This window comes from Isoptericola sp. Y541 (genome assembly GCF_059445465.1).
This window is the reverse complement of the sequence record NZ_JCAIUJ010000002.1, coordinates 134803-157521: the sequence shown is the minus strand read 5'-3', so window position 1 is coordinate 157521 and position 22719 is coordinate 134803. Positions and strand designations below refer to the sequence as shown.

Genomic DNA, 22719 nt, shown 5'->3' with positions numbered 1-22719 from the left:
GTCCTCGGCGCTTGGCCGGGGCGTCGCTAGCGTGCCGGTCGTGAGCTCCGCCGGCCGCAGCATCTACCAGCACCCGCTCGCCTACCTCGTCGGGCTCGAGGGGGTCGCGCTGATGCGTGCGTTCGCCGGCGAGCACGACCGCGCGTTCGTCGAGGCGCGGCTCGCCGACGTGCGTGCGCTGCTCGACGCCGGCGACCGGTTCGGCGACGGCCACGACGTGCCGCCGATCACCACCCAGGACGGTTACCGGCACTGGGCGCCCCGCTACGACGGCCCGAACGGGTTCTGGGGATGGAGGAGCCGCTCGTCCGGCCGCTGCTGGAGCGGGCCGAGCCGTGCGTGGTGATCGACGCCGCGTGCGGCACGGGCCGGCACACCCAGTGGCTCGTCGAGCAGGGGCACGAGGTGCTGGCGTTCGACACCTCGCCGGACATGCTTGCGATCGCCCGCGCCAAGGTGCCGGGTGCCCGGTTCGCGCAGGCCGACCTGTCCGACCTCCCGGTGCCCGACGCCTCTGCCGACCTCGTGCTCGTCACGCTCTCCCTCTGCCACGTGCGGGACCTGGGCCCGGTGTTCGCCGAGCTGGCGCGCGTGCTGCGCCCCGGCGGACGCCTCGTCGTCTCCGACACCCGCGGGTACTTCGTCGGCTCGCCGCTCTACCCGCTCGTCGAGGGGGCGGACGGCGAGTTCGGGTACATCCCGAACTGGCGGCACGAGACGAGCGAGTACCTGCAGGCGGCGCTGCCCGCGGGGCTGGTGCGACCCCACGGGCGACCTGACGTTCGAGGACCCGTCCAGGCCGCCGAACGTCTGGGAGATGATGCCGTGGGTCGAGGCGGCCACCCGCGCGGCGTACGCCGGTGCGCCCGTGCTCATCGTGTGGGACTTCGCGCGGGAGTAGCTAGCCCGCCGCGGGCAGCGGCCTGCCCGCGCGCAGCTCGGCGACCAGCGACGCCACCACGGCCTCGAGGGCGTCCTGCCCGCCGCCGTGGGCCCGGGCCACCTCCCGCTGACGCTGGTACGACGCGCCGCGGCGCACGATCTCGCGCACGCCCTCGAGCTCCACGATGCAGCCGAGGCGTCCCGCCACGGGTTCGAGGGTCGTGAGCAGGCGGGGGAGGGCGTCGGTGACGAGCTCCTCCTCGCCGGCCTGGTCGAGGATGATGATCGCGTCCATCCCGTACCGGGCGGCGCGCCACTTGTTCTCGTGCACGAACCACGGCGGCATCGTCGGCAGCGGCCGGCCGGCGTCGAGCAGGCCCGACAGGTGCTCCACGAGGCAGTGCACCAGCGCGCCGAGCGCGGCCAGCTCGAAGGCGTTCGACGTGCCGTCGCAGATGCGCACCTCGATCGTGCCGAACTGAGGCGCCGGCCGGATGTCCCAGCGCACCTCGGTGAAGTCGTCGATGACCCCGGTGTGGAGCATGTCGTCCACGTACCGCTCGAGCTCGCTCCACGCGGCGAACTGGTACGGCAGCCCGGCCGTGGGCAGCTGCTGGAAGATCATGGTCCGCATCGACGCGTAGCCCGTGTCGTCGCCCCCGAAGAACGGCGACGACGCCGACAGCACCTGCAGGTACGGCAGGTACACCAGCAGGGAGTTGACGATGGGCAGCACCTTGGCACGGTCCTCGATCCCCACGTGCGCGTGCACGCCGTAGACGATCTGCTGGCGCCCGACGACCTGGGCCCGCTCGACGACGGTCGCGTACCGCTCCTTGTCCGTCACCTTCTGCTGGGACCAGAGCGCGAACGGGTGGGTGCCCGCGCCCATGAGGTCCACCCGCATCGGGCCCGTGGCGTCGTGGATGGCAGCGATGCCGCGCTCGAGGTCGGCGATCGCCTCGGGCACGGTGCGCCGCACGTCGCTGATCACCTCGACCGTGTTGCGCAGGAACTCGGGCTTCACGTAGCGGTGCCGCACGTCGTCCGCCACCGCCTCGAGAACCGCGGGCGCCACCTGTCGGAGGTCGCCGGTGTCGGCGTCGACCAGCGCGAGCTCCCACTCGAGCCCGACGCTCGACCGGTCGGAGGCGGCGAATTCCAGCACCATACGGGCCATGCTTCCACGGAGTCCACCGGTCGAGCCTGTCGAGACCACGGGTTTCGACAGGCTCGACCAGCGAGTACTGACGGGCTCGACCAGGGGGTTTCGACAGGCTCGACCAGGGGGTTTCGACAGGCTCGACCAGCGAGTACTGACGGGCTCGACCAGGGGGTTTCGACAGGCTCGACCAGCGGGTTCTGGCACGCTCAACCAGCGAGGCGCTCGACGACGAGCACGTGCTGCGCGCCGGCGACGCGCGTGAGGACGAGCGTCGCCTCGGCGTCCCCCTTCGGCGAGAGCTGTGCGCGCAGCTGCTCGGGCGTGACGGCGGTGCCGCGCTTCTTGATCGTCAGCCGCCCGACGCCGCGCTCGCGCAGGTAGGCCTTGAGCCGCTTGAGGTTGAACGGCATGACGTCGAGCACCCGGTAGCCGGTGGCCAGCGGCGCCCGGCCGGCGGGCGGCGGGGCGGCGGGCTGGTCCGTGGTGACGTACGCGATGGTGCGGTCCACGAGCCGCCCGCCCAGCTCGGCGGCGGCGTGCGCCACGAGCCCTGCCCGGATGACGGCGCCGTCCGGCTCGTACAGGTACGCGCCGACGGACCCCACGGCGGGCACGACGTCAGCCGGGTCGCCGTCGGCGCGCAACGTGCGCGACGTGGTCGTCCCGCCGGCCGAGGAGAGCACGAGGGCGGACCGGCCGGGCCCGTCGGGGGCGAGCGGCCCGAACCACAGGCCGGCCTCCACGACGTCGCCGTCCACCGAGACCCACTGGGTCTCGGCCTCCGCGGGCAGGCCCTGGTGCGGGATGCCGGGCCCGACCTTGATGCCGAGTGCCGGGACCTGCGACCGCAGCGCCCACACGGCGTCGAGCGGGGGAGCGTACGCGGCCGGGTCGAAGACGCGCTTGCCACCGCGCGTGCGGCGGGCGGGGTCGGCGTAGATCCCGTCGACCCCCTCGGCGGCGAGGTCGAGACCGAGCCCGTCGGCGTGCCGCACCTCGGCCTCGGGGAAGTGGCGCAGGTTGACGGTGGCCATCGCGGCGGTCATCTCGTCGACGTCGGCCGCGAGCACCCGGAGCCCGACGCCGGCGAACGCGAGTGCGTCGGCGCCGACGCCGCTGGTGAGGTCGGCGACCTTGGTGACCCCGGCCTCCAGGTAGCGCCGGGCGTGCACCGCCGCGACCACCAGCCGCGTCGCCTGCTCGACACCCTCGGGGGTGAAGAGCATCCCGTCGGCGAAGTCGCCCAGCTTGGCACGGGCCTTGGCCCGCAGGCGGGACTGCGTGAGGGCGGCGGCCGCGAGATCGGGGTCGACGCCGTCGGCGCGCAGCCGCGTGGCGAGGGCCATCGCCGTCTTCTCGTCGTACGGCGGCAGGGCGTTGAGCAGTGCCCAGCCCTCGGGGCTCAGCAGCTTGCTCACGGAGGCGGCGTCCATCGGGCCATCGTCTCAGGCGTCGCCGCCGGGTCGGGGACGAGCACCAGGCGCGACGCTCTCGGTGAATTATTGGCACTCGACTTGTCAGAGTGCTAACGGCTGCCTAGATTTGTCGTCAGCGACCGCAGGCTGTAACCGGCACCCGCGACGACGGCCAGCCGCTGGGCGCGACCTCAGTCCATCCATGCACAGCGAAACAAGGAGGTCCGACGTGTCGGTCCCCATCAAGCCGCTCGAGGACCGGATCGTCGTCAAGGCCATCGAGGCCGAGACCACGACCGCTTCCGGCCTGGTCATCCCGGACACCGCCAAGGAGAAGCCCCAGGAGGGCGAGGTCCTGGCCGTGGGCGAGGGTCGCTTCGACGACAAGGGCAACCGTGTCCCCGTCGACGTGAAGGTCGGTGACAAGGTCATCTACAGCAAGTACGGCGGCACCGAGATCAAGTACGCCGGTGAGGACTACCTCGTCCTCTCCGCGCGCGACGTCCTCGCGGTCGTCGTCGCCTGACGACGAGCCAGCGCGGAAGGCCTCGCATCGAGATCGGTGCGGGGCCTTCGTGCGTCATGACAGGTTCCGGCGGCTCTCAGCCGGTCTTGCGGGAGGTGCCGGCGAGGATGGCGGACCGCTCGTCCTCGCTGAGCCCGCCCCACACGCCGTAGGGTTCGCGCACCTGGAGCGACTGCTCTCGGCACTCCAGCATGACGGGGCAGGAACTGCAGATCGCCTTGGCCGCCTCGGCCCGCCGTCGGCGGGTCGATCCACGCTCACCCTCCGGGTGGAAGAACAGTGTGTCGTCCGTGTCGCGGCACGAACCCTGGTACTGCCACTCCCACAGCTCCATCACAGGGCCGGGAAGTCTTGAGATCTCCGTCATGCCGAACAACCTACAAGTTGTGCAGAAGTTGTTCAAGGTGCAGTTGTGTGACGAGGTTAATGGTTCATTGTTCAACTTCCGCCTCCCGGTGTGAATCGGTTCGGCCGGCATTGACCGGCTTTGACGTGCGTCTGTGAGACGGATCGCGGCGCGCCCGGCTGCGCAGTGGCGACCCCCGGGTCCTCTCGGCAGAATCGAGGCCATGACCTCATCCCGGCCCGCCCCTCGCGGGGGCGGGTCTCGCGCGTCGAGCCCGGGCCTCGCCGTCGCGGCGGTCGCCAGGCGCCTGGGGGTGGCCCCGGCGACCCTCCGCACGTGGGACCGTCGCTACGGACTCGGCCCGTCCGCCCGCACCGCGGGATCGCACCGTCGCTACACGCCCGAGGACGTGGCGCGCCTGCTCGTGATGCGCCGCCTCACGCTCGAGGGCGTGGCGCCCGTGGACGCCGCCCGCGCGGCGCTCGAGGCCGGCGTCGAGGAGCTCGAGGAGGCCACCGAGCAGGCCGCCGCGAAGGCTTCCGACGCCGGTGACACGGCGCGCGAGCCCGACGACGAGCAGCGCCCGGCCCGCCCGGCCGACAGCGACCCCCCGCGGTCAGGTCGTGCCCACCTGCGGGCGCTCCCCGGCGGTGGTGAGCGCTCCCCGGCGACGTCCAGCGCGGCTCCGGGGCGGAGCGCCTCCGGGCTCGTGTCCGCCGTCGTCGACGCCGCCCTGGCCTACGACCAGGCGTCCTGCGACGACCTGCTGGCCCTGTCCGCGCAGGGCGACCCGGCAGTCTGGTGGACGGAGGTCGCCGAGCCCGCCTGGCAGCGCGTGGCGCAGCGGACGGTGCTCGCCGGACCGGGCGCGGTCCCGGAGGTGGTCCTGGCGACGGCGGCCCTGCGCGCGCTGCGCGACTTCACCGAGGCGTTCGAGCGGGCGATGGTCGCGGGCGGCGCGCCGCCCGCGAACCACCCCAGCCGGATGCGCAAGATCGTGCTCATCTTCGCGGCCCCCGACGAGGTGGTCCCGCTGTCGGCGCACGCACTGGCCGCGGCGCTGACGGCCAAGGGGGCGACCGCGCGGATCGTGACCGGGCCGGCGAGCACGCACCGCTCGCTCGAGCTCGTGACGATGGTGCGGCCCGCGGCCCTTGTGCTCGCCACGGCGCAGCGGCGGCCCGACCTCGACCTCGTGCACGCGGTGCACGACGGCTTCTCCGAGCTCCCGATCATCGTCAGCCTGCGTCGCGACGACGCGGCGAGCGAGCTTCCCCTGGCCGCGACGGTGCAGCGCGTGCGGTCCTTCACCGCGATGCTGCACGAGGCGCTCGCCGTCGTGGCGTGAGGTCCGCCACCCCGGCCTCCGACGGCGCCTCGGGCCGGAATATCGGCGACGTCGGGAACGTAGACTCCTGACATGACGGACTCGACCTCGCCCGCGCACGACCCGTTCGGATTCCTCGGCCTCACGTACGACGACGTGCTGCTGCTGCCGGGCTACTCGGACCTGGCCCCCACGGACATCGACACGACCTCGCGCCTCACCCGCGAGATCTCCCTGCGGGTGCCGCTGGTCTCCGCGGCGATGGACACCGTCACCGAGTCCCGGATGGCGATCGCGATGGCGCGCCAGGGCGGCATCGGCGTGCTGCACCGCAACCTGTCGATCGAGGACCAGGCGTACCAGGTCGACCTCGTGAAGCGCACGCAGACCGGCATCATCTCCAACCCGGTGACGATCGGCCCGGACGCGACGCTCGAGGAGCTCGACAAGCGGGCGGGGGAGTACCGCATCTCCGGGTTCCCGGTGGTCGACGCGGGCGGTCGCCTGACCGGGATCGTCACCAACCGCGACCTGCGCTTCACCCCCGTTGCCGAGTGGGCCACGACCAAGGTCTCCGAGGTCATGACCCCCGCCCCGCTCATCACCGGACCGGCGGGGATCGCGCGCGACGACGCGACGCTCCTGCTGCGCAAGCACAAGCTCGAGCGGCTGCCGCTGGTGGACGACGAGGGCCGGCTGGCTGGGCTCATCACCGTCAAGGACTTCGTGAAGTCCGAGCAGTTCCCGAACGCCTCCAAGGACGGGCAGGGGCGCCTGCTCGTGGGCGCGGCGATCGGCTACTTCGGCGACGCGTGGGAGCGGGCGACGACCCTGGTCGACGCGGGCGTCGACGTCCTGGTCGCGGACACCGCGCACGGCAACGTGGCGATGCTCGTCGACATGGTCCGCCGGCTCAAGACCGACCCCGCCACCCGGCACGTGCAGGTGATCGGCGGCAACGTCGCGACCAAGGAGGGCGCGCAGTCCTTCGTCGACGCGGGCGCCGACGGCATCAAGGTCGGCGTGGGCCCGGGCTCGATCTGCACCACCCGCATCGTCACGGGTGTCGGCGTGCCGCAGATCACCGCCGTCTACGAGGCGTCCCTCGCCGCGCGCGAGGCCGGGATCCCGGTGATCGCGGACGGCGGCATGCGGCACTCCGGCGAGATCGGCAAGGCGATCGTCGCGGGGGCCGAGGCGGTCATGCTCGGCTCGATGCTGGCCGGCACCGAGGAGGCGCCGGGCGAGACGATCCTTGTCAACGGCAAGCAGTACAAGGCATACCGCGGGATGGGCTCGATGGGGGCCATGTCCTCGCGCGGCAAGAAGTCGTTCTCCAAGGACCGGTACTTCCAGGCCGAGGTCACCAGCGACGACAAGATCGTGCCCGAGGGCATCGAGGCGCAGGTGCCGTACAAGGGCACGCTCAACGCCGTGGCGCACCAGCTCGTGGGTGGCCTGCACCAGTCGATGTTCTACGTGGGCGCCCGCACCGTGCCGGAGCTGCAGGCCAAGGGCCGGTTCGTGCGGATCACCTCCGCCTCCCTCAAGGAGAGCCACCCCCACGACGTGCAGATGACCGTCGAGGCGCCGAACTACACCGGCTTCTGACGAGTCGCCGGTCGAGCCTGTCGAGGCCCGGGTCTCGACAGGCTCGAATGCCCCGTGAAACCCGCCGTCGATCGTGCTGGTGCACAGCTCGCTCCGGTCGTTCGGACACCTGGGACGCCACCGGCGTGCCCGGGCCGCCGGGGCTCGTGCGGCCGCACAACGCGTACTGGAACGTGCTGCTCGGCGTGGACCACCGCGCGGCCGCCTGGCGCGGCCAGGAGCCGGTGCCCGCTGTCGTCAGCCGGCGCGCAGGGTCGGGCTGATCGACTCGGTGACCGCCGGCGCCGGCTGGGACGGCCAGGCCGTCGACGTCGGCGGGCGGCCGTCGTGCAGCGCGGCGCGCTCGGCGTTGACGCGCTCCGCCCAGTCGTGGTGCACCCCCGCCTGCGCGGCGTGCAGGGCCTCGAGCGCGACGCTCCGCAGGTGCGGGTGCCGGGTGAGCTGCGCGTCGAGCACGTCGAGCGTGGCGAGCGCGTCGACGTCGGCCGTGTGCAGGTTGCCGACGCCCTCGATCTCGTACAGGGCGCACAGGTCGCCGAGCCGCCGCTTGCCCTCCCGCGAGCCGTCGAGCCAGCGGTCGAGCTGGAGCGGGTCGATCACGGGGGAGACGGGGCGGCCGAGCCGCTCGGGCACGGTGGCGAGGTCGTGCCGGGCCAGCTCTGCGTCGAGCAGCGAGAGGTCGAACGAGGCGTTGTACGCCACGAGCGGCGCACCCCGGCGGACGTGCTCGACCAGCGTGGTCGCGATCTGCTCGAGCGCCGTGCCGGGCGCCTGCCCGGCCGCCCGGGCGTGCGCGGTGGTGATGCCGTGGATGGCGGCGGCCTCCGCGGGGATCTCGACGCCGGGGTCGAGGATCCAGGTGCGCACGTCGGTGCGCTGCCCGGGGCTCCGGAGCACGAGGGCCGCGGTGACGATGCGGTCGTGACAGACGTCGAGGCCCGTGGTCTCGGTGTCGAACCCGAGCACGGGGTCGCTCGACCACCCCGTGTGCTGCGCTCCGTGCCTCGTCATGCTCACTGCCCTCCTGGCGGGGCCTCGTTGCCGGCCTCGACCTGGCACGGACTGTGCCACCGGCCACCGACAGCCGCGCCGTGCCGGACGGGCCCGACCGTCCCGGGGCCGCGCCGGTACCCTGGTCCGGTGAGCAACGAGATCGAGATCGGACGTGGCAAGCGCGGCCGCCGCGCATACTCCTTCGACGACATCGCGATCGTGCCCTCGCGGCGCACGCGCGACCCGAAGGACGTCTCCGTGGAGTGGCAGATCGATGCCTACCACTTCGAGCTGCCGATCATGTCGGCGCCGATGGACTCCGTGATGAGCCCGGACACCGCGGTGGCGCTGGGGAATCATGGCGGCCTGGGCGTCCTCGACCTCGAGGGCCTGTGGACGCGCTACGAGTCGCCCGAGCCGCTGCTCGCCGAGATCCGCGACCTGTCGGCCGAGCAGGCGACCCAGCGCATGCAGGAGATCTACGCCGAGCCGATCAAGCCCGAGCTGATCACGCAGCGCCTCAAGGAGATCCGCGCCTCGGGCGTCACGGTCGCCGGGGCCCTGTCCCCGCAGCGCACGCAGGAGCACTATCAGACGGTGGTCGACGCCGGCGTCGACCTGTTCGTCATCCGCGGCACCACGGTCTCCGCCGAGCACGTCTCGGGCAACGCCGAGCCGCTCAACCTCAAGAGGTTCATCTACGAGCTCGACGTGCCCGTCGTCGTCGGCGGCGCGTCCACCTACACCGCGGCGCTGCACCTCATGCGCACGGGCGCGGCCGGCGTGCTCGTCGGCTTCGGCGGCGGGGCCGCGCACACGACGCGCGTCGGCCTCGGCATCCACGCCCCCATGGCGACCGCCGTGTCCGACGTCGCCGCCGCGCGCCGCGACTACCTCGACGAGTCGGGCGGCCGGTACGTGCACGTCATCGCCGACGGCGGCGTGGGCCGCTCGGGCGACGTGGTCAAGGCCGTCGCGTGCGGGGCCGACGCCGTCATGCTCGGCGCCGCGCTCGCCCGTGCGTCGGAGGCGCCGGGTCAGGGCTGGCACTGGGGTCCGGAGGCGCACCACGCGGTGCTGCCGCGCGGCGAGCGGGTCGAGGTCGGCACGGCCGGCTCGCTCGAGCAGATCCTGTTCGGGCCCAGCGGCACCGCCGACGGCACCCTCAACCTGGTCGGCGCCCTGCGCCGGGCCATGGCCACGACCGGCTACTCGGACCTCAAGGAGTTCCAGCGGGTCGAGGTCGTCGTGTCCCCCTACCAGCCGCGATGACCACCGGCGCCACGACCCGGGACGCGCTCGACGTCGCGTTCCGGGAGATCGAGGACGGCGACGTCGAGCAGGTCGTCACGCTGTGGGGGGCCTGCGGGCTGACCCGGCGGTGGAACGACCCGCACCTGGACATCGCCGATGCCCGGACCAACCCGACGTCGACCGTCCTGGTCGCCGCGGGGGAGGACGAGGTGGTGGCGTCCGCCGTGGTCGGCTACGACGGCCACCGGGGGTGGGTCTACTACCTGGCCGTCAGCCCCGGGGTGCAGCGCGGGGGACTGGGTCGAGCTGCGATGGGCGCGGCCGAGGACTGGCTGCGCCGGCGGGGCGTGCGCAAGATGCGCCTCATGGTGCGGCACGGGAACGAGGGCGTGCTGGGGTTCTACGAGGCGCTCGGGTACACCGACTCCGACTGCGTGGTCCTGGGCCGCGACCTGTAGCGGCCGCCCGCCGTCGCGCCCGGGGGCCGGAAACGTTCCCGGTCGCGCTGAGAGCGAACGGCCCGGTGAACCATGGACGACGGTTGCCCTGGTGACACCGGGTCCGCGTATGGTGTCGGCCATGTCCACCGCGCACGAGGGCGAAGGAGCTCTCGAGGGTCTCCTCGACCCCGAGCTGCCAGCCGCCACCTATGTCCTGGAGCCCGACGTCGTGGAGCCGCTGACGCGGCGCATCGTGACCTCGCACGCTGCAGGGACGCACCGCTCGATGCTGCCCTTCACGGGTGCTCCCCTCGCCGCGTTCCCGCTGTCGTCGACGGACGACGTGACGGACGCCGTCCGGCGGGCGCGCGACGCGCAGGAGCGTTGGGCGCGGACTCCCGTGCGGGAGCGCGTGGCGGTGCTCGACCGCCTCGGGGCGATCGTGCTGCGGCGCCAGTCGGAGATCCTCGACCTGATCCAGATGGAGTCCGGCAAGTCGCGGCGCGGCGCCTTCGAGGAGGTCGCGGACATCGCGCTGGTCTGCCGGCACTACACGGTGCGCGGGCCGTCCTACCTGGCCGACCGTCGTGAGCCCGGGATGCTGCCTCTCCTCACCGGCGTCCGCGTGCACCGCCGTCCCGTGGGTGTGGTCGGCGCGATCACGCCCTGGAACTACCCGCTGACCCTCGTGCTCTCCGAGGCGGTGCCCGCCCTGCTGGCCGGGAACGCCGTCGTCGTGAAGCCGGACCCGCAGACCTCGCTCTCGGCCCTGTGGGTGGCAGAGGTGCTCGAGGACGCGGGGCTGCCGGAGGACCTGTTCCTGGTGGTCACGGGCGGGGGCGACGTGGGCGCGGCGCTCGTGGAGCACGTGGACCACGTCGTGTTCACGGGGTCGACAGCGACGGGTCGCAAGGTGGCGGCGCGCGCGGGCGAACGGCTCATCGGGGCGACGCTCGAGCTGGGCGGCAAGAACCCCCTCTACGTGGCGGCCGACGCGGACCTCGACTCGGCGGTGCCGGGCGTGGTGCGGGCCTGCTTCTCCAACGCCGGCCAGCTGTGCATGTCCATCGAGCGGCTGGTGCTGCACGAGGAGATCGCGGACGCATTCCTGGAGCGGTTCACGGCCGCGGTGCGCGAGCTGACGCTCGGGACGGGGCTCGACTACACGGCGGACGTCGGCTCGCTCGTCTCCGCGGCGCAGCTCGACCGCGTCATCGAGCACGTGGACGACGCGCTCGCCAAGGGCGCGCGCGCCCTCGTTGGGGGCGTGCACCGCTCTGACGTCGGGCCGTTCTTCTACGCCCCGACCGTGCTCGACGACGTCCCCGCGGACGCGCTGTGCGCCACGGACGAGACCTTCGGGCCCGTGGTCGCGGTGACGCGCGTGGCGTCCGACGACGAGGCCGTGCGCGTCATGAACGACACCGAGTTCGGGCTCAACGCGAGCATCTGGTCCGCGGACGTCGTGCGGGCGCGGCGCCTGGCGGCGCGCGTGGAGGCCGGCACCGTCGTGATCAACGACGGGTACGCCTCCGCGTGGGCGTCCGCGGCTGCGCCGATGGGTGGGTTCAAGGCCTCCGGGCTGGGCCGCCGGCACGGGCGGGAGGCGATCGAGGCGATGACCGAGGTGCAGACCGTCGCCGCCCAGCGCGGCGCGCGGCTCGGCGTCTCCCTCGACACGCTGTACACCCTCGGGGGCGAGACCCCGAGCCGGGTGCTCACCGTCGCCCTCGGCGCGATGCGGCGGCTGCGCCTGCCCTAGGGGCGGGTCAGGAAAGAGCTCAGGGCAGCCTGCGCCGCGGGCTCGCCCAGCAGGCGGGTGAACACCGCGCCCTCGTCCTCGATCCGGTCGAGCACGGCGGCCTGCGTGCCGGCCCGCAGGAGCCGCTTGGTCTCCACGAGCGCCGCGACGGGCTTGGCGGCCAGCCGGGCCGCCTGCGCGCGGGCGAAGCCGAGCACCTCGGCGTCCGGCAGCACCCGGTTGACCAGCCCGGCGTCGAGCGCCGCGGCGGCGAGGATCGGCTCGCCGAGCATCAGGGCGGCCGCGGCCCGCTGGTGGCCGACGACCCGCGGCAGCAGGAGGCTGGACGCCGCCTCGGGGACCAGGCCGAGGTCTACGAACGGGAACAGGAGCGTTGCGCCCTCGCCGGCGTACACGAGGTCGCAGTGCAGCAGCATCGTGGCGCCGACACCGACGGCCGGGCCGCACACGGCCGCGACGAGGGGCTTCGGGAACCGCGCGATCGTGCGCAGGAAGCGGAACCCTGGGTCGTCGGGGCCGGCCTGCGGGCGGTCGACGAAGTCGCCGATGTCGTTGCCCGCACAGAACACGGTCTCGTCGCCCTGCACCACCACGGCCCGGACGTCCTTGTCCGCCTCCGCGGCGTCGAGCGCATCCGCCAGCGCGGCGTACATCGCGGTGGTGATCGAGTGCTTCTTGGAGGGGCGGTTCAGGGTCACCGTGGCGACGCCCTCAGCGACGCTGGTGAGTACGTCTTCGGTCATGCCGAGACGATATCCGCCGTCAGGGCTCAAGCGCGGCGCGCTCGGCACGCAGGTTCCGACCGGCAGATCCGGCCCAGCGGGTCGCGCCGACGGCGGTCCGGAACAGCGCCGGCAGCCCCGCGAGCTGGTCCAGGACCGCCGCCCGGCCCGTGCGGAACGCGTCGTCGGGCACGTGGCCGTACTCGGCCCGCACCTGGGCCGCGTACCGGGCGTAGCGCGTCGGCTCGGCGCCGAGGATCGCGAGGTCGGCGTCGCTGACGAGCGCCCCGGTGGGGTCTTCGGCCGTGGGCGCGTGGTCGGTCGTGACGAGCACGAGCCGCGCGACCTCGTCGGCGTCCTGCGACGACACCGCCGCCGCCCGCCCGGCCGGCCCCGCGCCGCCGACGAGCGGGCCCAGCAGCGTGCCGACCAGCGCGGCCGAGCGCTCCTCGTCGCTGCCGGCCTCGCCGTCGTGCACCGCGTCGTGGAACCACAGCGCGACGGCCGCGTGCCAGCCCGAGCCGGAGGCGTCGTCGGCGACGAGCTGGCTGAGGGCGTCGAGGGAGTCGGCCAGGTGCAGGCGCGAGTGGTACACGCGGTGCGGCTCGCGCCAGCGGTCCACGAGATCGACGCCGACGGCGTGCACCCGCGGGCCGGCGCGGGGGTCCCACAGGCGGCCCCACCGGTCGAGGAGCGCCGCGCGCGAGGCGCGCCGCCGCTCCCGGCCCGGGACGCGCAGCACCGACGCGCCGAGGCGCCGCGCGAGCGTCCGCCCGTCCAGCGCGACGGCGCCCGCCGCGACGAGCGTGTCGTGCCGCTCGGCGGGCACGTCGTAGTGGTCGAGGTCGAAGGCCCGGTCGCCGAGACCATGCGCACGGGCGAACGCGCGCAGCTCGTGCAGCGACGTGTCGGAGACCAGGTGCGACCACAGCGTGCCGTGCGCGGGCCAGGCGGGCGGGTCGATGAGGAGCGTCATGCGCGGACCTGCTCGGTGTCCCGCTCCTGGTCCCGGCGCGTGAGGGTCCGGCGTACCTCCCCCACGATCGCGGACATGGCCGCCTCCGCGGCCGCGGGGTCGCCGTCCGCGACGGCGCGGGCGACGGCCTCGTGCTGGTCCAGCGCCTCGGGCACCGGCGAGGGGGGCATCAGCCCCAGGTTTGTCCGGCCGGCCAGGACCTCGGCGACGACGTCCGCCAGGGGGCCGAACATCTCGTTGCCGCTGGAGCGCAGCAGCAGCTCGTGCATGCGGACGTCGAAGGCGAGGAACTCGGTGAGGTCGCCGGCCTCGCCGGTGAGCCGCATGCGTCGTGCCAGGTCCAGCAGCTCGCCGCGCACCTGCGGCGAGGCGTGCCGGGCGGCGCCGGCAGCGGCCAGTGGCTCGACGGCGTGGCGCAGCTCGGTGAGGCTGCGCAGCTGGGCGTCGCGCCCGGGACCCTGCAGCCGCCACCGAATGATGCGAGGGTCGAGGACGTTCCAGTCCTCGATGCCGAGGACGACCAGACCGACCCGACGGCGGGAGCGGACCATCCCGAGGCCCTCGAGCAGTCGCATCACCTCGCGCGCGACGGTGCGCGAGACCCCGTGCTCCGCGCCGATCCCGTCCAGCGTCAGGGGCGTGCCCGGGGGCGCCTCGCCGCCGGCGATCGCGAGCCCGAGGGAGTCGAGCACCGCGGCGTGCAGGGAGGGACGGGGCATGGGGCGAGCCTATCCACGCGGCACCGCCCGGTGTCTTTTGGTGTCACCAATCTTGGCAAAGGTGTTACCAGTGGTGCATGCTCTGACGACGTCACGGCCGTTTGCCCCGGCCACAGGCACGAGCACAGGGACAAGGAAGTCGACATGGACACCGTCGTCGCGAACGCACCGCAGGAGGCCCGCGTGACCAGCACGTCGCGGCTGCCGGGCACCGAGCACCTCGTCGTCATGGGCGTGGCCGGCTCCGGCAAGACCACCGTCGCCGGCCTCCTGGCCGACCGTCTCGGCCACGACCTCGCGGAGGCGGACGAGTTCCACCCGCCCGCGAACATCGAGAAGATGAGCGCCGGCACCCCGCTCACCGACACCGACCGGGCGCCCTGGCTCGAGGCCATCCGCGAGTGGCTCGACGCCGAGTCCGACGCCGACCGCGCGGCGGTCGTCACCTGCTCGGCGCTCAAGCGCGCCTACCGCGACGAGCTGCGTCGGGCGCGCGACCGCGTCCGGTTCGTGCACCTCACGGGCAGCCCCGACCTGCTGGCGGAACGCATGGCGAACCGCTCCGGGCACTTCATGCCGACGACGCTGCTGCCGTCCCAGCTCGCCACGCTCGAACCGCTCCGACCGGACGAGGACGGGATCACCCTCGACGTCTCCGCATCCCCGGCCGAGCTCGTCGAGTCCGTCGTCGTGTGGCTCACCGCTTCCGCTTCCTGAGACCGGATGACTCCAGGACCGACGGGCCCAGACCCTCACGGAAGGGCCGCCGCTCACCACCGCCGCCGAACATGCCGCCCGCGCGTCGGCGTCAATCAGCCGGAGGTGACCGCCGACGACGGGTTCCGCCCGTCGACGGCCTCGACGGCCTGCCGCGCGATCGCCAGCTCCTCCATGGTCGGGATGACCATGACCAGCGTGGACGTCCAGTCGGGGGAGACGATGCGCTCCCCGCCACGGCGGGCCTCGTTGCGCTCCGGGTCGACGGCGATGCCCATGCCCGCGAGCCCCTCGCAGACGGCGGCCCGCACCGCCGGGTCGTTCTCGCCCACGCCCGCGGTGAACGCGATGACGTCCACCCGCCCGAGCAGCGCCGCGTACGCGCCCACGTACTTCCTCAGCCGGTGGATGTACACGTCGAACGCGAGGGCGGCGGCCTCGTCGCCGTCGTCGATGAGGCGGCGCAGCTCGCGGAAGTCGTTCACGCCGGACAGCCCCAGCATGCCCGAGCGCTTGTTCAGCAGCGTGTCGAGCTCGTCGATGCTCATGCCCGCGTTGCGGGCGAGGTGGAACACGACGGCCGGGTCGATGTCTCCCGAGCGCGTGCCCATGACCAGCCCCTCCAGCGGCGTGAGCCCCATGGAGGTGTCGATCGGCGCGCCGCCGCGCACGGCCGAGGCCGACGCCCCGTTGCCCAGGTGCAGCACGATGGTGTGCAGGTCCTGCACGCGGCGGCCCAGCACCCGCGCGACCTTGCCCGTCACGTACTGGTGGCTGGTGCCGTGGAACCCGTACCGGCGCACGTCGTGGGCGGCGGCGACCTCGCGGTCGATCGCGTACGTGTAGGCCGCGGCGGGCAGCCCCTGGAAGAACGCGGTGTCGAAGACCGCGACGTGCGGGACGTCGGACAGCAGCTCGCGCGCCACCCGGATGCCCTGCACGTTCGCCGGGTTGTGCAGGGGGGCGAGCGGCACCAGCGCCTCGATGCGGTCCACCACGCCGTCGTCCACGACGACCGGCCCGGAGAACTCCGCCCCGCCGTGCACCACCCGGTGGCCGACGGCGTAGATCCCCGCGTCCTCGAGGTGCGGGCCGATCTCGGCGAACATGCCCAGCGCGAGGCGCAGAGCCTCCCCGTGGTCCGGCACCTCGAGCTCGCGGCGCGTGCGGTTGCCCGCGAACGTGTGCGTGACGATGCCCTTCGAGTCGCCCGAGGTCTCGCCGATCCGCTCCACCGTGCCCGCCGCGATCGCCTCACCGCCCACCGGGTTGACGAGCTGGTACTTCAGCGACGACGAGCCCGAGTTGAGCACGAGCACCGACCCGTGCGCCCCGTACGCGCTGTACGGGTTGGACCGCTCTGCCTCGGGGACGATGCTCATGCGGGAACCTCCTGCGGGTCGGTCGGCGTCTGCGCCTGGATCGCCGTGATCGCCACGGTGTTGACGATGTCGGCGACGAGCGCGCCGCGCGACAGGTCGTTGACGGGTTTGTTGAGCCCCTGCAGGACCGGGCCGACGGCGACCGCGCCCGCCGAGCGCTGCACGGCCTTGTACGTGTTGTTGCCCGTGTTCAGGTCGGGGAAGACGAACACCGTCGCCCGGCCCGCCACGGAGGACTCCGGCAGCTTCGACGCCGCGACGGACGCGTCCACGGCGGCGTCGTACTGGATGGGGCCGTCCACGGACAGGTCGGGACGGCGCTCGCGGACCAGCTCGGTCGCGGAGCGCACCTTGTCCACGTCCGCGCCGGACCCCGAGGTGCCCGTGGAGTACGAGAGCATCGCGACCTTCGGGTCCACGCCGAACTGCGCGGCCGTGGCCGACGACGAGATGGCGATGTCCGCTAGCTCCTCCGCAGTCGGGTCGGGGATGACGGCGCAGTCGCCGTACACCAGCACCCGGTCCTGCAGGCACATGAGGAAGACGGACGACACGACCGAGACGCCGGGCTGCGTCTTCACGATCTCGAACGACGGCCGGATGGTGTGCGCCGTGGTGTGCGCGGCGCCCGAGACCATGCCGTCCGCGAGGCCGAGGTGCACCATCATCGTGCCGAAGTACGACACGTCGGTGACGATCTCGCGCGCTCGCTCCACCGTCATGCCCTTGTGGGCGCGGAGCCGCGCGTACTCGGCGGCGAACTGCTCCACGTGCTCGGGGTCGGTGGGGGAGAGCACGGTGGCCGCCGCGATGTCGAGGCCCAGCTCGGCGGCCCGCGCCCGGATCGGGGTCTCGTCGCCCAGGATCACGAGGTCCGCGATACCGCGCGCCAGCACGGTCGACGCGGCGCGCAGCACGCGGTCGTCGTCGCCCTCCGGCAGCACGACGCGGCGGCGGTCGCCGCGGGCGCGCTCGATGAGCCCGTACTCGAACATCAGGGGCGTGACCACGGGCGTGCGCGGCAGGTCGAGACGGGCCAGCAGCGCCGCGCCGTCGACGTGCTGCTCGAACAGCGCCCGCGCCACGTCGATCTTGCGGGTCGAGGCCACGGTGACGTAGCCGTGCGTCTCGGCCGCGCGTCGTGCCGCCTGGTACGTGTCGAGGGTGGTCGCCACGACCGGGACGCGGGGGCCGAGCGCGGACAGCAGCTGCGCGATCACGCCGCGCGGCACGTAGCCGCCGGTGAGCACGATGCCGGCCAGCGACGGGAACGTGGCGGCCGCGTGCGCGGACAGCAGCCCGAGCAGCACGTCCGAGCGGTCGCCCGGCAGGATGACGACCGCGCCGTCGGACAGGTGGTCGAGCACGTGCTCGAACGACATCGCCCCGACGATCACCTCCAGCGCCTCGCGGCCCATCAGGTCCGGGTCGCCCAGCATGAGCGTGCCCTCGACCGCCTCGGCGAGGCGGCCGACCGTCGGCGCGTGCAGGAACGGCTCCTCGGGGATGGTCCAGACCGGCAGGTCCAGGTCGCCGACGAGCGCCGGCGCGCCCGCGGCGAGCACCGCCGGGCCGCTGCGGTTGACCACGACGCCCACCGGCTGGGCGTGGTTGGCGCGCAGCTCGGAGACGCTGAGCCGCGTCAGGGCGCGCACCTCGTCGGTCGTCCGGTCCCGCCCCGAGGCGACGAGCAGCACCGGCGCGCCCAGGTTGGCCGCCACCCGGGCGTTGAACGCCAGCTCGGTGGCGCCCGTCACGTCCGTGTAGTCGGTGCCGACCACCACGACGGCGTCGCAGGTGTCGGCGACGGCGTGGTAGCGGTCGACGATGCGCGCCAGCGCCCGTTCCGGGTCGGCGTGCACGTCGTCGTACGTGACGCCGACCGCCTCCTCGTAGCCGAGGTCCACGCCGTCGTGCTCCAGGAGCATCTCCAGGACGTGGTCGCGCGGGGCGTCGCCGCCCGCGTCCGACGCCGGCCGCGACGGCACGCGGGAGACCGCCCGGAAGACCCCGACGCGGGAGACCTGCCGCACCAGCAGGTCCAGGACGCCGAGCGCCACCGTGGATTTGCCGGTCTCGCCCTCGGGGGAGGCGATATAGATCGAGCGGGACGTACCGGTCACGCGGCGTCACCTGTCATTCGTCGTCACCTGTCATTCGTTGTCGCCGCCCGTCGCGGCGGAGGCGTCGTACTGCGGCCCACCCTGCTCGGTCGCCGTGTCGCCGGCGTCCGGCCACACCCAGTCGCGCACCTCGGGGAGGTCCTCGCCGTGCTCGCGCGTGTACTGGCGGGCCGTGAGGCGGGCGTCGACCATCTCCTGGCGCAGCCCGGCGGCCTTCGACCGCAGGAACGGCACCCGGTCGATGACGTCGATCACCAGGTGGAAGCGGTCGATGTCGTTGAGCATCGCCATGTCGAAGGGCGTGGTCGTGGTGCCCTCCTCCTTGTAACCGCGCACGTGGATGTTGCCGTGGTTGGTGCGGCGGTAGGTGAGGCGGTGGATCAGCCACGGGTAGCCGTGGTAGTTGAAGATCACCGGCCGGTCGGCCGTGAACAGCGTGTCGAAGTCCTGGTCGGACAGGCCGTGCGGGTGCTCGTGCACGTCCTGCAGGCGCATGAGGTCGACCACGTTGACCACGCGGATCTTCAGCTCCGGCACCCGCCTGCGCAGGATATCGACGGCGGCCAGCACCTCGAGCGTCGGGACGTCGCCGGCGCAGCCGAAAACGACGTCCGGGTCCTCGCCCGGCGTCTCCGTGCCCGCCCACTCCCAGATGCCCAGGCCGCGGGTGCAGTGCGCGATCGCCTGCTCCATCGACAGGAACTGCGGGGCGGGCTGCTTGCCCGCCACCACCACGTTGACGTACTGGCGCGACCGCAGGACGTGGTCGTAGGTGCTGAGCAGCGTGTTCGCGTCCGGCGGCAGGTACACCCGCACGATCTCGGCCTTCTTGTTGACCACGTGGTCGATGAAGCCCGGGTCCTGGTGGCTGAAGCCGTTGTGGTCCTGGCGCCACACGTGGCTCGACAGCAGGTAGTTGAGGCTCGCGACCGGCCGCCGCCACGGGATGTCGTTGGTGACCTTGAGCCACTTGGCGTGCTGGTTGAACATCGAGTCGACGATGTGGATGAAGGCCTCGTAGCTGGTGAACAGGCCGTGCCGCCCGGTGAGCAGGTAGCCCTCCAGCCAGCCCTGGCACTGGTGCTCGCTCAGCATCTCCATGACGCGCCCGGCGCGGGCCAGGTGTTCGTCGACGTCGGGCCCGAAGAAGTCCGCGTTCCACTGCTTGTCGGTGACCTCGTAGACCGCCTGCAGGCGGTTCGATGCCGTCTCGTCCGGCCCGAAGATGCGGAAGTTGTCGGGGTTGAGGCGCACGACGTCGGTGAGCCACTGCCCGAGCACGCGCGTCGACTCCGCGATGCCGCCGCCGGGGGCCGAGACGTCCACGGCGTAGTCACGGAAGTCGGGCAGGCGAAGGTCCTTGAGCAGCAGCCCGCCGTTCGTGTGCGGGTTGCCGCTCATCCGAAGCTCGCCGACCGGGGCCTGCGCGGCGATCTCGGGCCGCAGGCGGCCGTCGTCTTCGAAGAGCTCGCTCGCCCGGTACGACTCGAGCCAGCCGCGCAGCACCTCGAGGTGCTCCGGCGTGTCCCGGGCGCTCGCGAGCGGTACCTGGTGCGCCCGCCACGAGTCCTCGGTCTTCTTGCCGTCGATGACGGGCGGGCAGGTCCAGCCCTTCGGGCTGCGGAAGACGATCATGGGCCAGGCCGGGCGCTCGTCGTTGCCCTCGTGCGCCTCGCGCTTGATGCGCGCGATGTGGTCGAGAACCTCGTCGAGCAGCGCCGCGAACCGGCGGTGCGCCTCGGCGTGGTCCTCGCCGTCGAACCCGCCGACGAAGAAGTACGGGGTGTGCCCGTAGCCGATCATCAGGTCGCGCAGCTCGTCGTCGCGGATGCGGCCGAGCACGGTCGGGTTGGCGATCTTGTAGCCGTTGAGGTGCAGGATCGGCAGCACGACGCCGTCGTTGACCGGGTTGATGAACTTGTTCGAGTGCCAGCTCGTGGCGAGCGGGCCGGTCTCGGCCTCGCCGTCGCCCACCACCGCCGCGACGAGGAGGTCCGGGTTGTCGAAGGCCGCGCCGTACGCGTGGCTGAGGGCGTAGCCCAGCTCGCCGCCCTCGTGAATGGAGCCGGGGGTCTCGGGCGCGACGTGCGACGGGATGCCGCCCGGGAACGAGAACTGCCGGAACAGGCGGCGCAGGCCCTCGTCATCGGGGGTGATGTCCGTGTAGGTCTCGGAGTACGTGCCCTCGAGGTAGGAGTTCGCGACCAGGCCGGGGCCGCCGTGGCCGGGGCCGGTGACGTAGATCGTGGACTGCTCGCGCGTCTTGATCGCCCGGTTGAGGTGCGCGTACAGGAAGTTGAGCCCGGGCGTCGTGCCCCAGTGGCCCAGCAGGCGCGGCTTCACGTCGTCGCGGGTCAGCGGGGTGCGCAGCAGAGGGTTGTTGAGCAGGTAGATCTGCCCCACGGACAGGTAGTTGGCCGCCCGCCACCACTGGTCGATCCGATCGATGGCTTCCGGCGGGAGATCGGCGACGCCGGTGGCGCGCCACGGCGTGGGGCTGGCGGTCGTGGACGGGATGCTCATCACACGCTCCTGCGAAGCTCGGGGACGGCCGGCGGGGTGCTGCCCGGTCTGCGCCCTCATTCCATCGCACACCGGACCCGAATGCAGCACGACCGGCGGGGTCATCGACGTGACGTCGATCTGGCAGTCCGTCAGGTGCCGCCGGCACCGATTCCGTCGCAGGGCCGCGCGCCGATTACGGTGGTGCCGTGTCCAGCCCCCGCCCCGCCCGCAGGTCGTTCTGGGCGGTGGCCGTCCGACCCCGCATGCTCGGGATCCTGCTCCTCTTCCTGCTGGCCGCGGCCGTGTGCGCGCGGCTGGGCGTGTGGCAGCTCGACCGTGCCTACGAGCGGGCGGAGCTCGCCGCGCAGCAGGAGGCCGCGGAGGCGGTGGCTCATGGCCCCGAGGCGCTGGGCGACCTGCTGCCACCGCAGACGTCGTTCCCCGGCGAGCTCGTCGGGCAGGAGACGTGGGTGACCGGCACCTACGAGACCGACGGCCAGATGCTCGTGGCCGGACGCTCGCTGGAGGGCCGCACCGGGTACCTGGTGCTGACGCCGCTGCGGGTCACGGACGACGGCTCCGGGGGCGAGTCGTGGGCCTCGCTGTCCGGGGCGCCTGTCGTCCCCGTGGTGCGGGGCTGGGTGGACTCGCCGGACCCGGGCGACGCCGCGCTCGACGTGCCGGACGGCGAGGTGCGCGTCACGGGGTGGCTGCAGGCCTCCGAATCCGTCCAGGAAGGCGGCGGATCGCTGCCGGAGAACTCCGACGGCCCGCCGCTCGTGGACTCCATCGCCACCGGTGCGCTCGTCAACTCCTGGGGCGGGCCGATCTACTCCGGGTACGTGGTGCTCACGTCCTCGGAACCCGCGCAGACCCCGGCGGCCGACGGCGGGCCCGTCCCGCTGCCCCGGCCCATCCTCGAGGGCGGCGACGGCGTCAACCTGCAGAACCTGTTCTACGCGCTGCAGTGGTGGGTCTTCGGGCTCTTCGCGGTGCTCCTGTGGGTGCGGCTCTTGCGCGACGAGGCTGCCGGCACCCACCGGGGACGGCAGAAGGCGGACGACGATCCCGTGGGGACCGGCATCGCGGGGCTGCCCGGCTGACCGGCGGCCGTCCGTCCGGGGGCATCTTGTCGGTGGCCGCAGCCATCCTGGGGCGATGGTGAGCATCGACCTGAAGCGTGAGCTCCGCGAGCAGTACGGCGCGACGACGACGCCGGCGCTGCTGGGCGTCCGGCCCCGCCCGTTCCTCATGGTGGACGGCGAGGGCGACCCGAACACCGCGCCCGCGTACCGGGAGGCCGTCGAGACGCTGTATCCGCTCGCGTACGCGCTGCGCGCGGCGATCAAGCAGACCACCGGGGACGCCTACACCGTCATGCCGCTCGAGGGGCTGTGGTGGGCGGACGACATACGCCGCTTCAGCGTGGATGCCAAGGACGAGTGGCGCTGGACCCTGATGATCAGCCTGCCCGACGCCGTCGACCAGGTGGACGCGTCAACCGTCGTGGCCGCCGTGGGCCGCGACAAGGACCTGCCCGCCGCCGACCGGGTCCGCCTCGAGCGCTACGACGAGGGCGACGCCGCCCAGGTGCTGCACCGCGGCCCGTTCGCCACCGAGCCGGAGACCATCGAACGGCTGCACGCGTTCATCGACGCCCAGGGCCTGCGGCTGCGCGGGCTGCACCACGAGGTCTACCTGTCCGACCTGCGCCGTGCGGCGCCTGACAAGTGGCGCACGATCATCCGCCAGCCCGTCGCCCCGCCGAGGTAGTCCCAAAATCGCCGAGGTAGTTCGAAAATCGCCGAGGTAGTTCGAAAATCGCCGAGGTAGTTCGAACTACCTCGGCGATTT

Annotated in this window: 21 protein-coding genes and 1 pseudogene; 12 read left to right on the top strand and 10 right to left on the bottom strand. The window is 73.0% G+C overall.

Annotated features, from left to right (window positions below):
* Nucleotides 1-40: 40 nt before the first annotated feature.
* Together AC1C2V_RS05450 and AC1C2V_RS05445 are read left to right on the top strand one after the other, a co-directional pair.
* The gene (locus AC1C2V_RS05450; RefSeq protein WP_495388578.1) at nt 41-346 is read left to right on the top strand and encodes a hypothetical protein; all 306 of its coding nucleotides are present in this window, start codon (nt 41-43) and stop codon (nt 344-346) included.
* Nucleotides 292-609 (top strand): annotated as a pseudogene (locus AC1C2V_RS05445) (class I SAM-dependent methyltransferase); the annotation flags it as partial. The gene AC1C2V_RS05450 and the pseudogene AC1C2V_RS05445, both read left to right, overlap by 55 nt.
* A 292-nt stretch (nt 610-901) precedes the next feature.
* Here the strand turns inward: AC1C2V_RS05445 and AC1C2V_RS05440 are convergent.
* Both AC1C2V_RS05440 and AC1C2V_RS05435 read right to left on the bottom strand, forming a co-directional pair.
* Nucleotides 902-2053 (bottom strand): glutamate--cysteine ligase, encoded by a 1152-nt coding sequence (locus AC1C2V_RS05440; RefSeq protein ID WP_495388577.1) that lies wholly within the window; start codon nt 2051-2053, stop codon nt 902-904.
* 200 nt (nt 2054-2253) lie between these two features.
* On the bottom strand, nt 2254-3480 hold the full coding sequence (locus AC1C2V_RS05435) for a class I SAM-dependent methyltransferase (RefSeq protein WP_495388576.1): 1227 nt from the start codon (nt 3478-3480) through the stop codon (nt 2254-2256).
* A gap of 211 nt (nt 3481-3691) precedes the next feature.
* Between AC1C2V_RS05435 and groES the strand changes: the two genes are divergently transcribed.
* A complete protein-coding gene (groES, locus tag AC1C2V_RS05430; protein WP_495388575.1) occupies nt 3692-3988 on the top strand; it encodes a co-chaperone GroES in 297 nt (98 codons plus the stop codon).
* A 76-nt stretch (nt 3989-4064) separates the two neighbouring features.
* Here groES and AC1C2V_RS05425 read toward each other — a convergent pair whose 3' ends face one another.
* Nucleotides 4065-4355, bottom strand: a complete 291-nt coding sequence (locus AC1C2V_RS05425; protein WP_495388574.1) for a WhiB family transcriptional regulator — start codon at nt 4353-4355, stop codon at nt 4065-4067.
* Between the two features lie 202 nt (nt 4356-4557).
* Here AC1C2V_RS05425 and AC1C2V_RS05420 point away from each other — a divergent pair, with 202 nt between their 5' ends.
* From AC1C2V_RS05420 to AC1C2V_RS05410, 3 genes are all read left to right on the top strand, one after another.
* The gene (locus AC1C2V_RS05420; RefSeq protein WP_495388573.1) at nt 4558-5682 is read left to right on the top strand and encodes a MerR family transcriptional regulator; all 1125 of its coding nucleotides are present in this window, start codon (nt 4558-4560) and stop codon (nt 5680-5682) included.
* 72 nt (nt 5683-5754) lie between these two features.
* Entirely contained in the window at nt 5755-7272 is a 1518-nt protein-coding gene (gene guaB, locus AC1C2V_RS05415; RefSeq protein WP_495388572.1) for an IMP dehydrogenase, read from the top strand.
* Between the two features lie 125 nt (nt 7273-7397).
* Nucleotides 7398-7535, top strand: coding sequence for a hypothetical protein (locus AC1C2V_RS05410; RefSeq protein ID WP_495388571.1), 138 nt, complete (start codon nt 7398-7400; stop codon nt 7533-7535).
* On the opposite strand, the gene AC1C2V_RS05405 is transcribed toward AC1C2V_RS05410, so the two are convergent.
* Nucleotides 7510-8283 (bottom strand): exonuclease domain-containing protein, encoded by a 774-nt coding sequence (locus AC1C2V_RS05405; protein ID WP_495388570.1) that lies wholly within the window; start codon nt 8281-8283, stop codon nt 7510-7512. The two genes, AC1C2V_RS05410 and AC1C2V_RS05405, sit on opposite strands and share 26 nt — an antisense overlap.
* 129 nt (nt 8284-8412) lie before the next feature.
* Here AC1C2V_RS05405 and AC1C2V_RS05400 point away from each other — a divergent pair, with 129 nt between their 5' ends.
* From AC1C2V_RS05400 to AC1C2V_RS05390, 3 genes are all read left to right on the top strand, one after another.
* Nucleotides 8413-9537, top strand: a complete 1125-nt coding sequence (locus AC1C2V_RS05400) for a GuaB3 family IMP dehydrogenase-related protein (protein ID WP_495388569.1) — start codon at nt 8413-8415, stop codon at nt 9535-9537.
* Nucleotides 9534-9977 carry a GNAT family acetyltransferase gene (locus AC1C2V_RS05395; RefSeq protein WP_495388568.1) on the top strand — a complete coding sequence of 148 codons (444 nt, stop codon included), beginning with the start codon at nt 9534-9536 and terminating at the stop codon, nt 9975-9977. Before AC1C2V_RS05400 ends, AC1C2V_RS05395 begins: the two co-directional genes overlap by 4 nt.
* Nucleotides 9978-10098: 121 nt before the next feature.
* The gene (locus AC1C2V_RS05390; RefSeq protein ID WP_495388567.1) at nt 10099-11721 is read left to right on the top strand and encodes a succinic semialdehyde dehydrogenase; all 1623 of its coding nucleotides are present in this window, start codon (nt 10099-10101) and stop codon (nt 11719-11721) included.
* Here AC1C2V_RS05390 and AC1C2V_RS05385 read toward each other — a convergent pair.
* The 3 genes from AC1C2V_RS05385 to AC1C2V_RS05375 are packed head-to-tail and all read right to left on the bottom strand — an operon-like array spanning nt 11718 to nt 14138.
* Nucleotides 11718-12464 (bottom strand): enoyl-CoA hydratase, encoded by a 747-nt coding sequence (locus tag AC1C2V_RS05385; RefSeq protein WP_495388566.1) that lies wholly within the window; start codon nt 12462-12464, stop codon nt 11718-11720. The two genes, AC1C2V_RS05390 and AC1C2V_RS05385, sit on opposite strands and share 4 nt — an antisense overlap.
* 19 nt (nt 12465-12483) lie before the next feature.
* Nucleotides 12484-13419, bottom strand: coding sequence for a DUF4031 domain-containing protein (locus AC1C2V_RS05380; protein ID WP_495388565.1), 936 nt, complete (start codon nt 13417-13419; stop codon nt 12484-12486).
* Nucleotides 13416-14138 (bottom strand): FadR/GntR family transcriptional regulator, encoded by a 723-nt coding sequence (locus AC1C2V_RS05375; RefSeq protein WP_495388564.1) that lies wholly within the window; start codon nt 14136-14138, stop codon nt 13416-13418. The genes AC1C2V_RS05380 and AC1C2V_RS05375 overlap by 4 nt, the downstream gene beginning before the upstream one ends.
* 144 nt (nt 14139-14282) lie before the next feature.
* Here AC1C2V_RS05375 and AC1C2V_RS05370 point away from each other — a divergent pair, with 144 nt between their 5' ends.
* On the top strand, nt 14283-14855 hold the full coding sequence (locus AC1C2V_RS05370; protein ID WP_495388563.1) for a gluconokinase: 573 nt from the start codon (nt 14283-14285) through the stop codon (nt 14853-14855).
* 95 nt (nt 14856-14950) lie between these two features.
* Here AC1C2V_RS05370 and AC1C2V_RS05365 read toward each other — a convergent pair whose 3' ends face one another.
* Genes AC1C2V_RS05365 through AC1C2V_RS05355 form a run of 3 tightly spaced genes read right to left on the bottom strand, consistent with a single transcriptional unit; the run spans nt 14951 to nt 20883 of the window.
* Nucleotides 14951-16237, bottom strand: a complete 1287-nt coding sequence (locus AC1C2V_RS05365) for an acetate/propionate family kinase (protein ID WP_495388562.1) — start codon at nt 16235-16237, stop codon at nt 14951-14953.
* On the bottom strand, nt 16234-18360 hold the full coding sequence (gene pta, locus AC1C2V_RS05360; RefSeq protein WP_495388561.1) for a phosphate acetyltransferase: 2127 nt from the start codon (nt 18358-18360) through the stop codon (nt 16234-16236). Before pta ends, AC1C2V_RS05365 begins: the two co-directional genes overlap by 4 nt.
* Before the next feature lie 30 nt (nt 18361-18390).
* Nucleotides 18391-20883: a phosphoketolase family protein gene (locus AC1C2V_RS05355; RefSeq protein WP_495388560.1), complete on the bottom strand. Its 2493-nt coding sequence runs from the start codon at nt 20881-20883 to the stop codon at nt 18391-18393.
* A gap of 188 nt (nt 20884-21071) precedes the next feature.
* Here AC1C2V_RS05355 and AC1C2V_RS05350 point away from each other — a divergent pair, with 188 nt between their 5' ends.
* Both AC1C2V_RS05350 and AC1C2V_RS05345 read left to right on the top strand, forming a co-directional pair.
* On the top strand, nt 21072-21968 hold the full coding sequence (locus AC1C2V_RS05350) for an SURF1 family protein (RefSeq protein ID WP_495388559.1): 897 nt from the start codon (nt 21072-21074) through the stop codon (nt 21966-21968).
* A gap of 55 nt (nt 21969-22023) precedes the next feature.
* Nucleotides 22024-22638 carry a GyrI-like domain-containing protein gene (locus tag AC1C2V_RS05345; RefSeq protein ID WP_495388558.1) on the top strand — a complete coding sequence of 205 codons (615 nt, stop codon included), beginning with the start codon at nt 22024-22026 and terminating at the stop codon, nt 22636-22638.
* Nucleotides 22639-22719: the final 81 nt, after the last annotated feature.

What these genes read in the sequence shown, in the direction of transcription:
- AC1C2V_RS05440 (WP_495388577.1), bottom strand. Translation starts at nt 2,053, where the DNA reads ATGGTGCTGGAATTCGCCGCCTCCGACCGGTCGAGCGTCGGGCTCGAG.
- AC1C2V_RS05435 (WP_495388576.1), bottom strand. Translation starts at nt 3,480, where the DNA reads ATGGACGCCGCCTCCGTGAGCAAGCTGCTGAGCCCCGAGGGCTGGGCA.
- AC1C2V_RS05425 (WP_495388574.1), bottom strand. Translation starts at nt 4,355, where the DNA reads ATGACGGAGATCTCAAGACTTCCCGGCCCTGTGATGGAGCTGTGGGAG.
- AC1C2V_RS05420 (WP_495388573.1), top strand. Translation starts at nt 4,558, where the DNA reads ATGACCTCATCCCGGCCCGCCCCTCGCGGGGGCGGGTCTCGCGCGTCG.
- guaB (WP_495388572.1), top strand. Translation starts at nt 5,755, where the DNA reads ATGACGGACTCGACCTCGCCCGCGCACGACCCGTTCGGATTCCTCGGC.
- AC1C2V_RS05405 (WP_495388570.1), bottom strand. Translation starts at nt 8,283, where the DNA reads ATGACGAGGCACGGAGCGCAGCACACGGGGTGGTCGAGCGACCCCGTG.
- AC1C2V_RS05395 (WP_495388568.1), top strand. Translation starts at nt 9,534, where the DNA reads ATGACCACCGGCGCCACGACCCGGGACGCGCTCGACGTCGCGTTCCGG.
- AC1C2V_RS05390 (WP_495388567.1), top strand. Translation starts at nt 10,099, where the DNA reads ATGTCCACCGCGCACGAGGGCGAAGGAGCTCTCGAGGGTCTCCTCGAC.
- AC1C2V_RS05385 (WP_495388566.1), bottom strand. Translation starts at nt 12,464, where the DNA reads ATGACCGAAGACGTACTCACCAGCGTCGCTGAGGGCGTCGCCACGGTG.
- AC1C2V_RS05380 (WP_495388565.1), bottom strand. Translation starts at nt 13,419, where the DNA reads ATGACGCTCCTCATCGACCCGCCCGCCTGGCCCGCGCACGGCACGCTG.
- AC1C2V_RS05375 (WP_495388564.1), bottom strand. Translation starts at nt 14,138, where the DNA reads ATGCCCCGTCCCTCCCTGCACGCCGCGGTGCTCGACTCCCTCGGGCTC.
- AC1C2V_RS05370 (WP_495388563.1), top strand. Translation starts at nt 14,283, where the DNA reads ATGGACACCGTCGTCGCGAACGCACCGCAGGAGGCCCGCGTGACCAGC.
- AC1C2V_RS05365 (WP_495388562.1), bottom strand. Translation starts at nt 16,237, where the DNA reads ATGAGCATCGTCCCCGAGGCAGAGCGGTCCAACCCGTACAGCGCGTAC.
- AC1C2V_RS05355 (WP_495388560.1), bottom strand. Translation starts at nt 20,883, where the DNA reads ATGAGCATCCCGTCCACGACCGCCAGCCCCACGCCGTGGCGCGCCACC.
- AC1C2V_RS05345 (WP_495388558.1), top strand. Translation starts at nt 22,024, where the DNA reads ATGGTGAGCATCGACCTGAAGCGTGAGCTCCGCGAGCAGTACGGCGCG.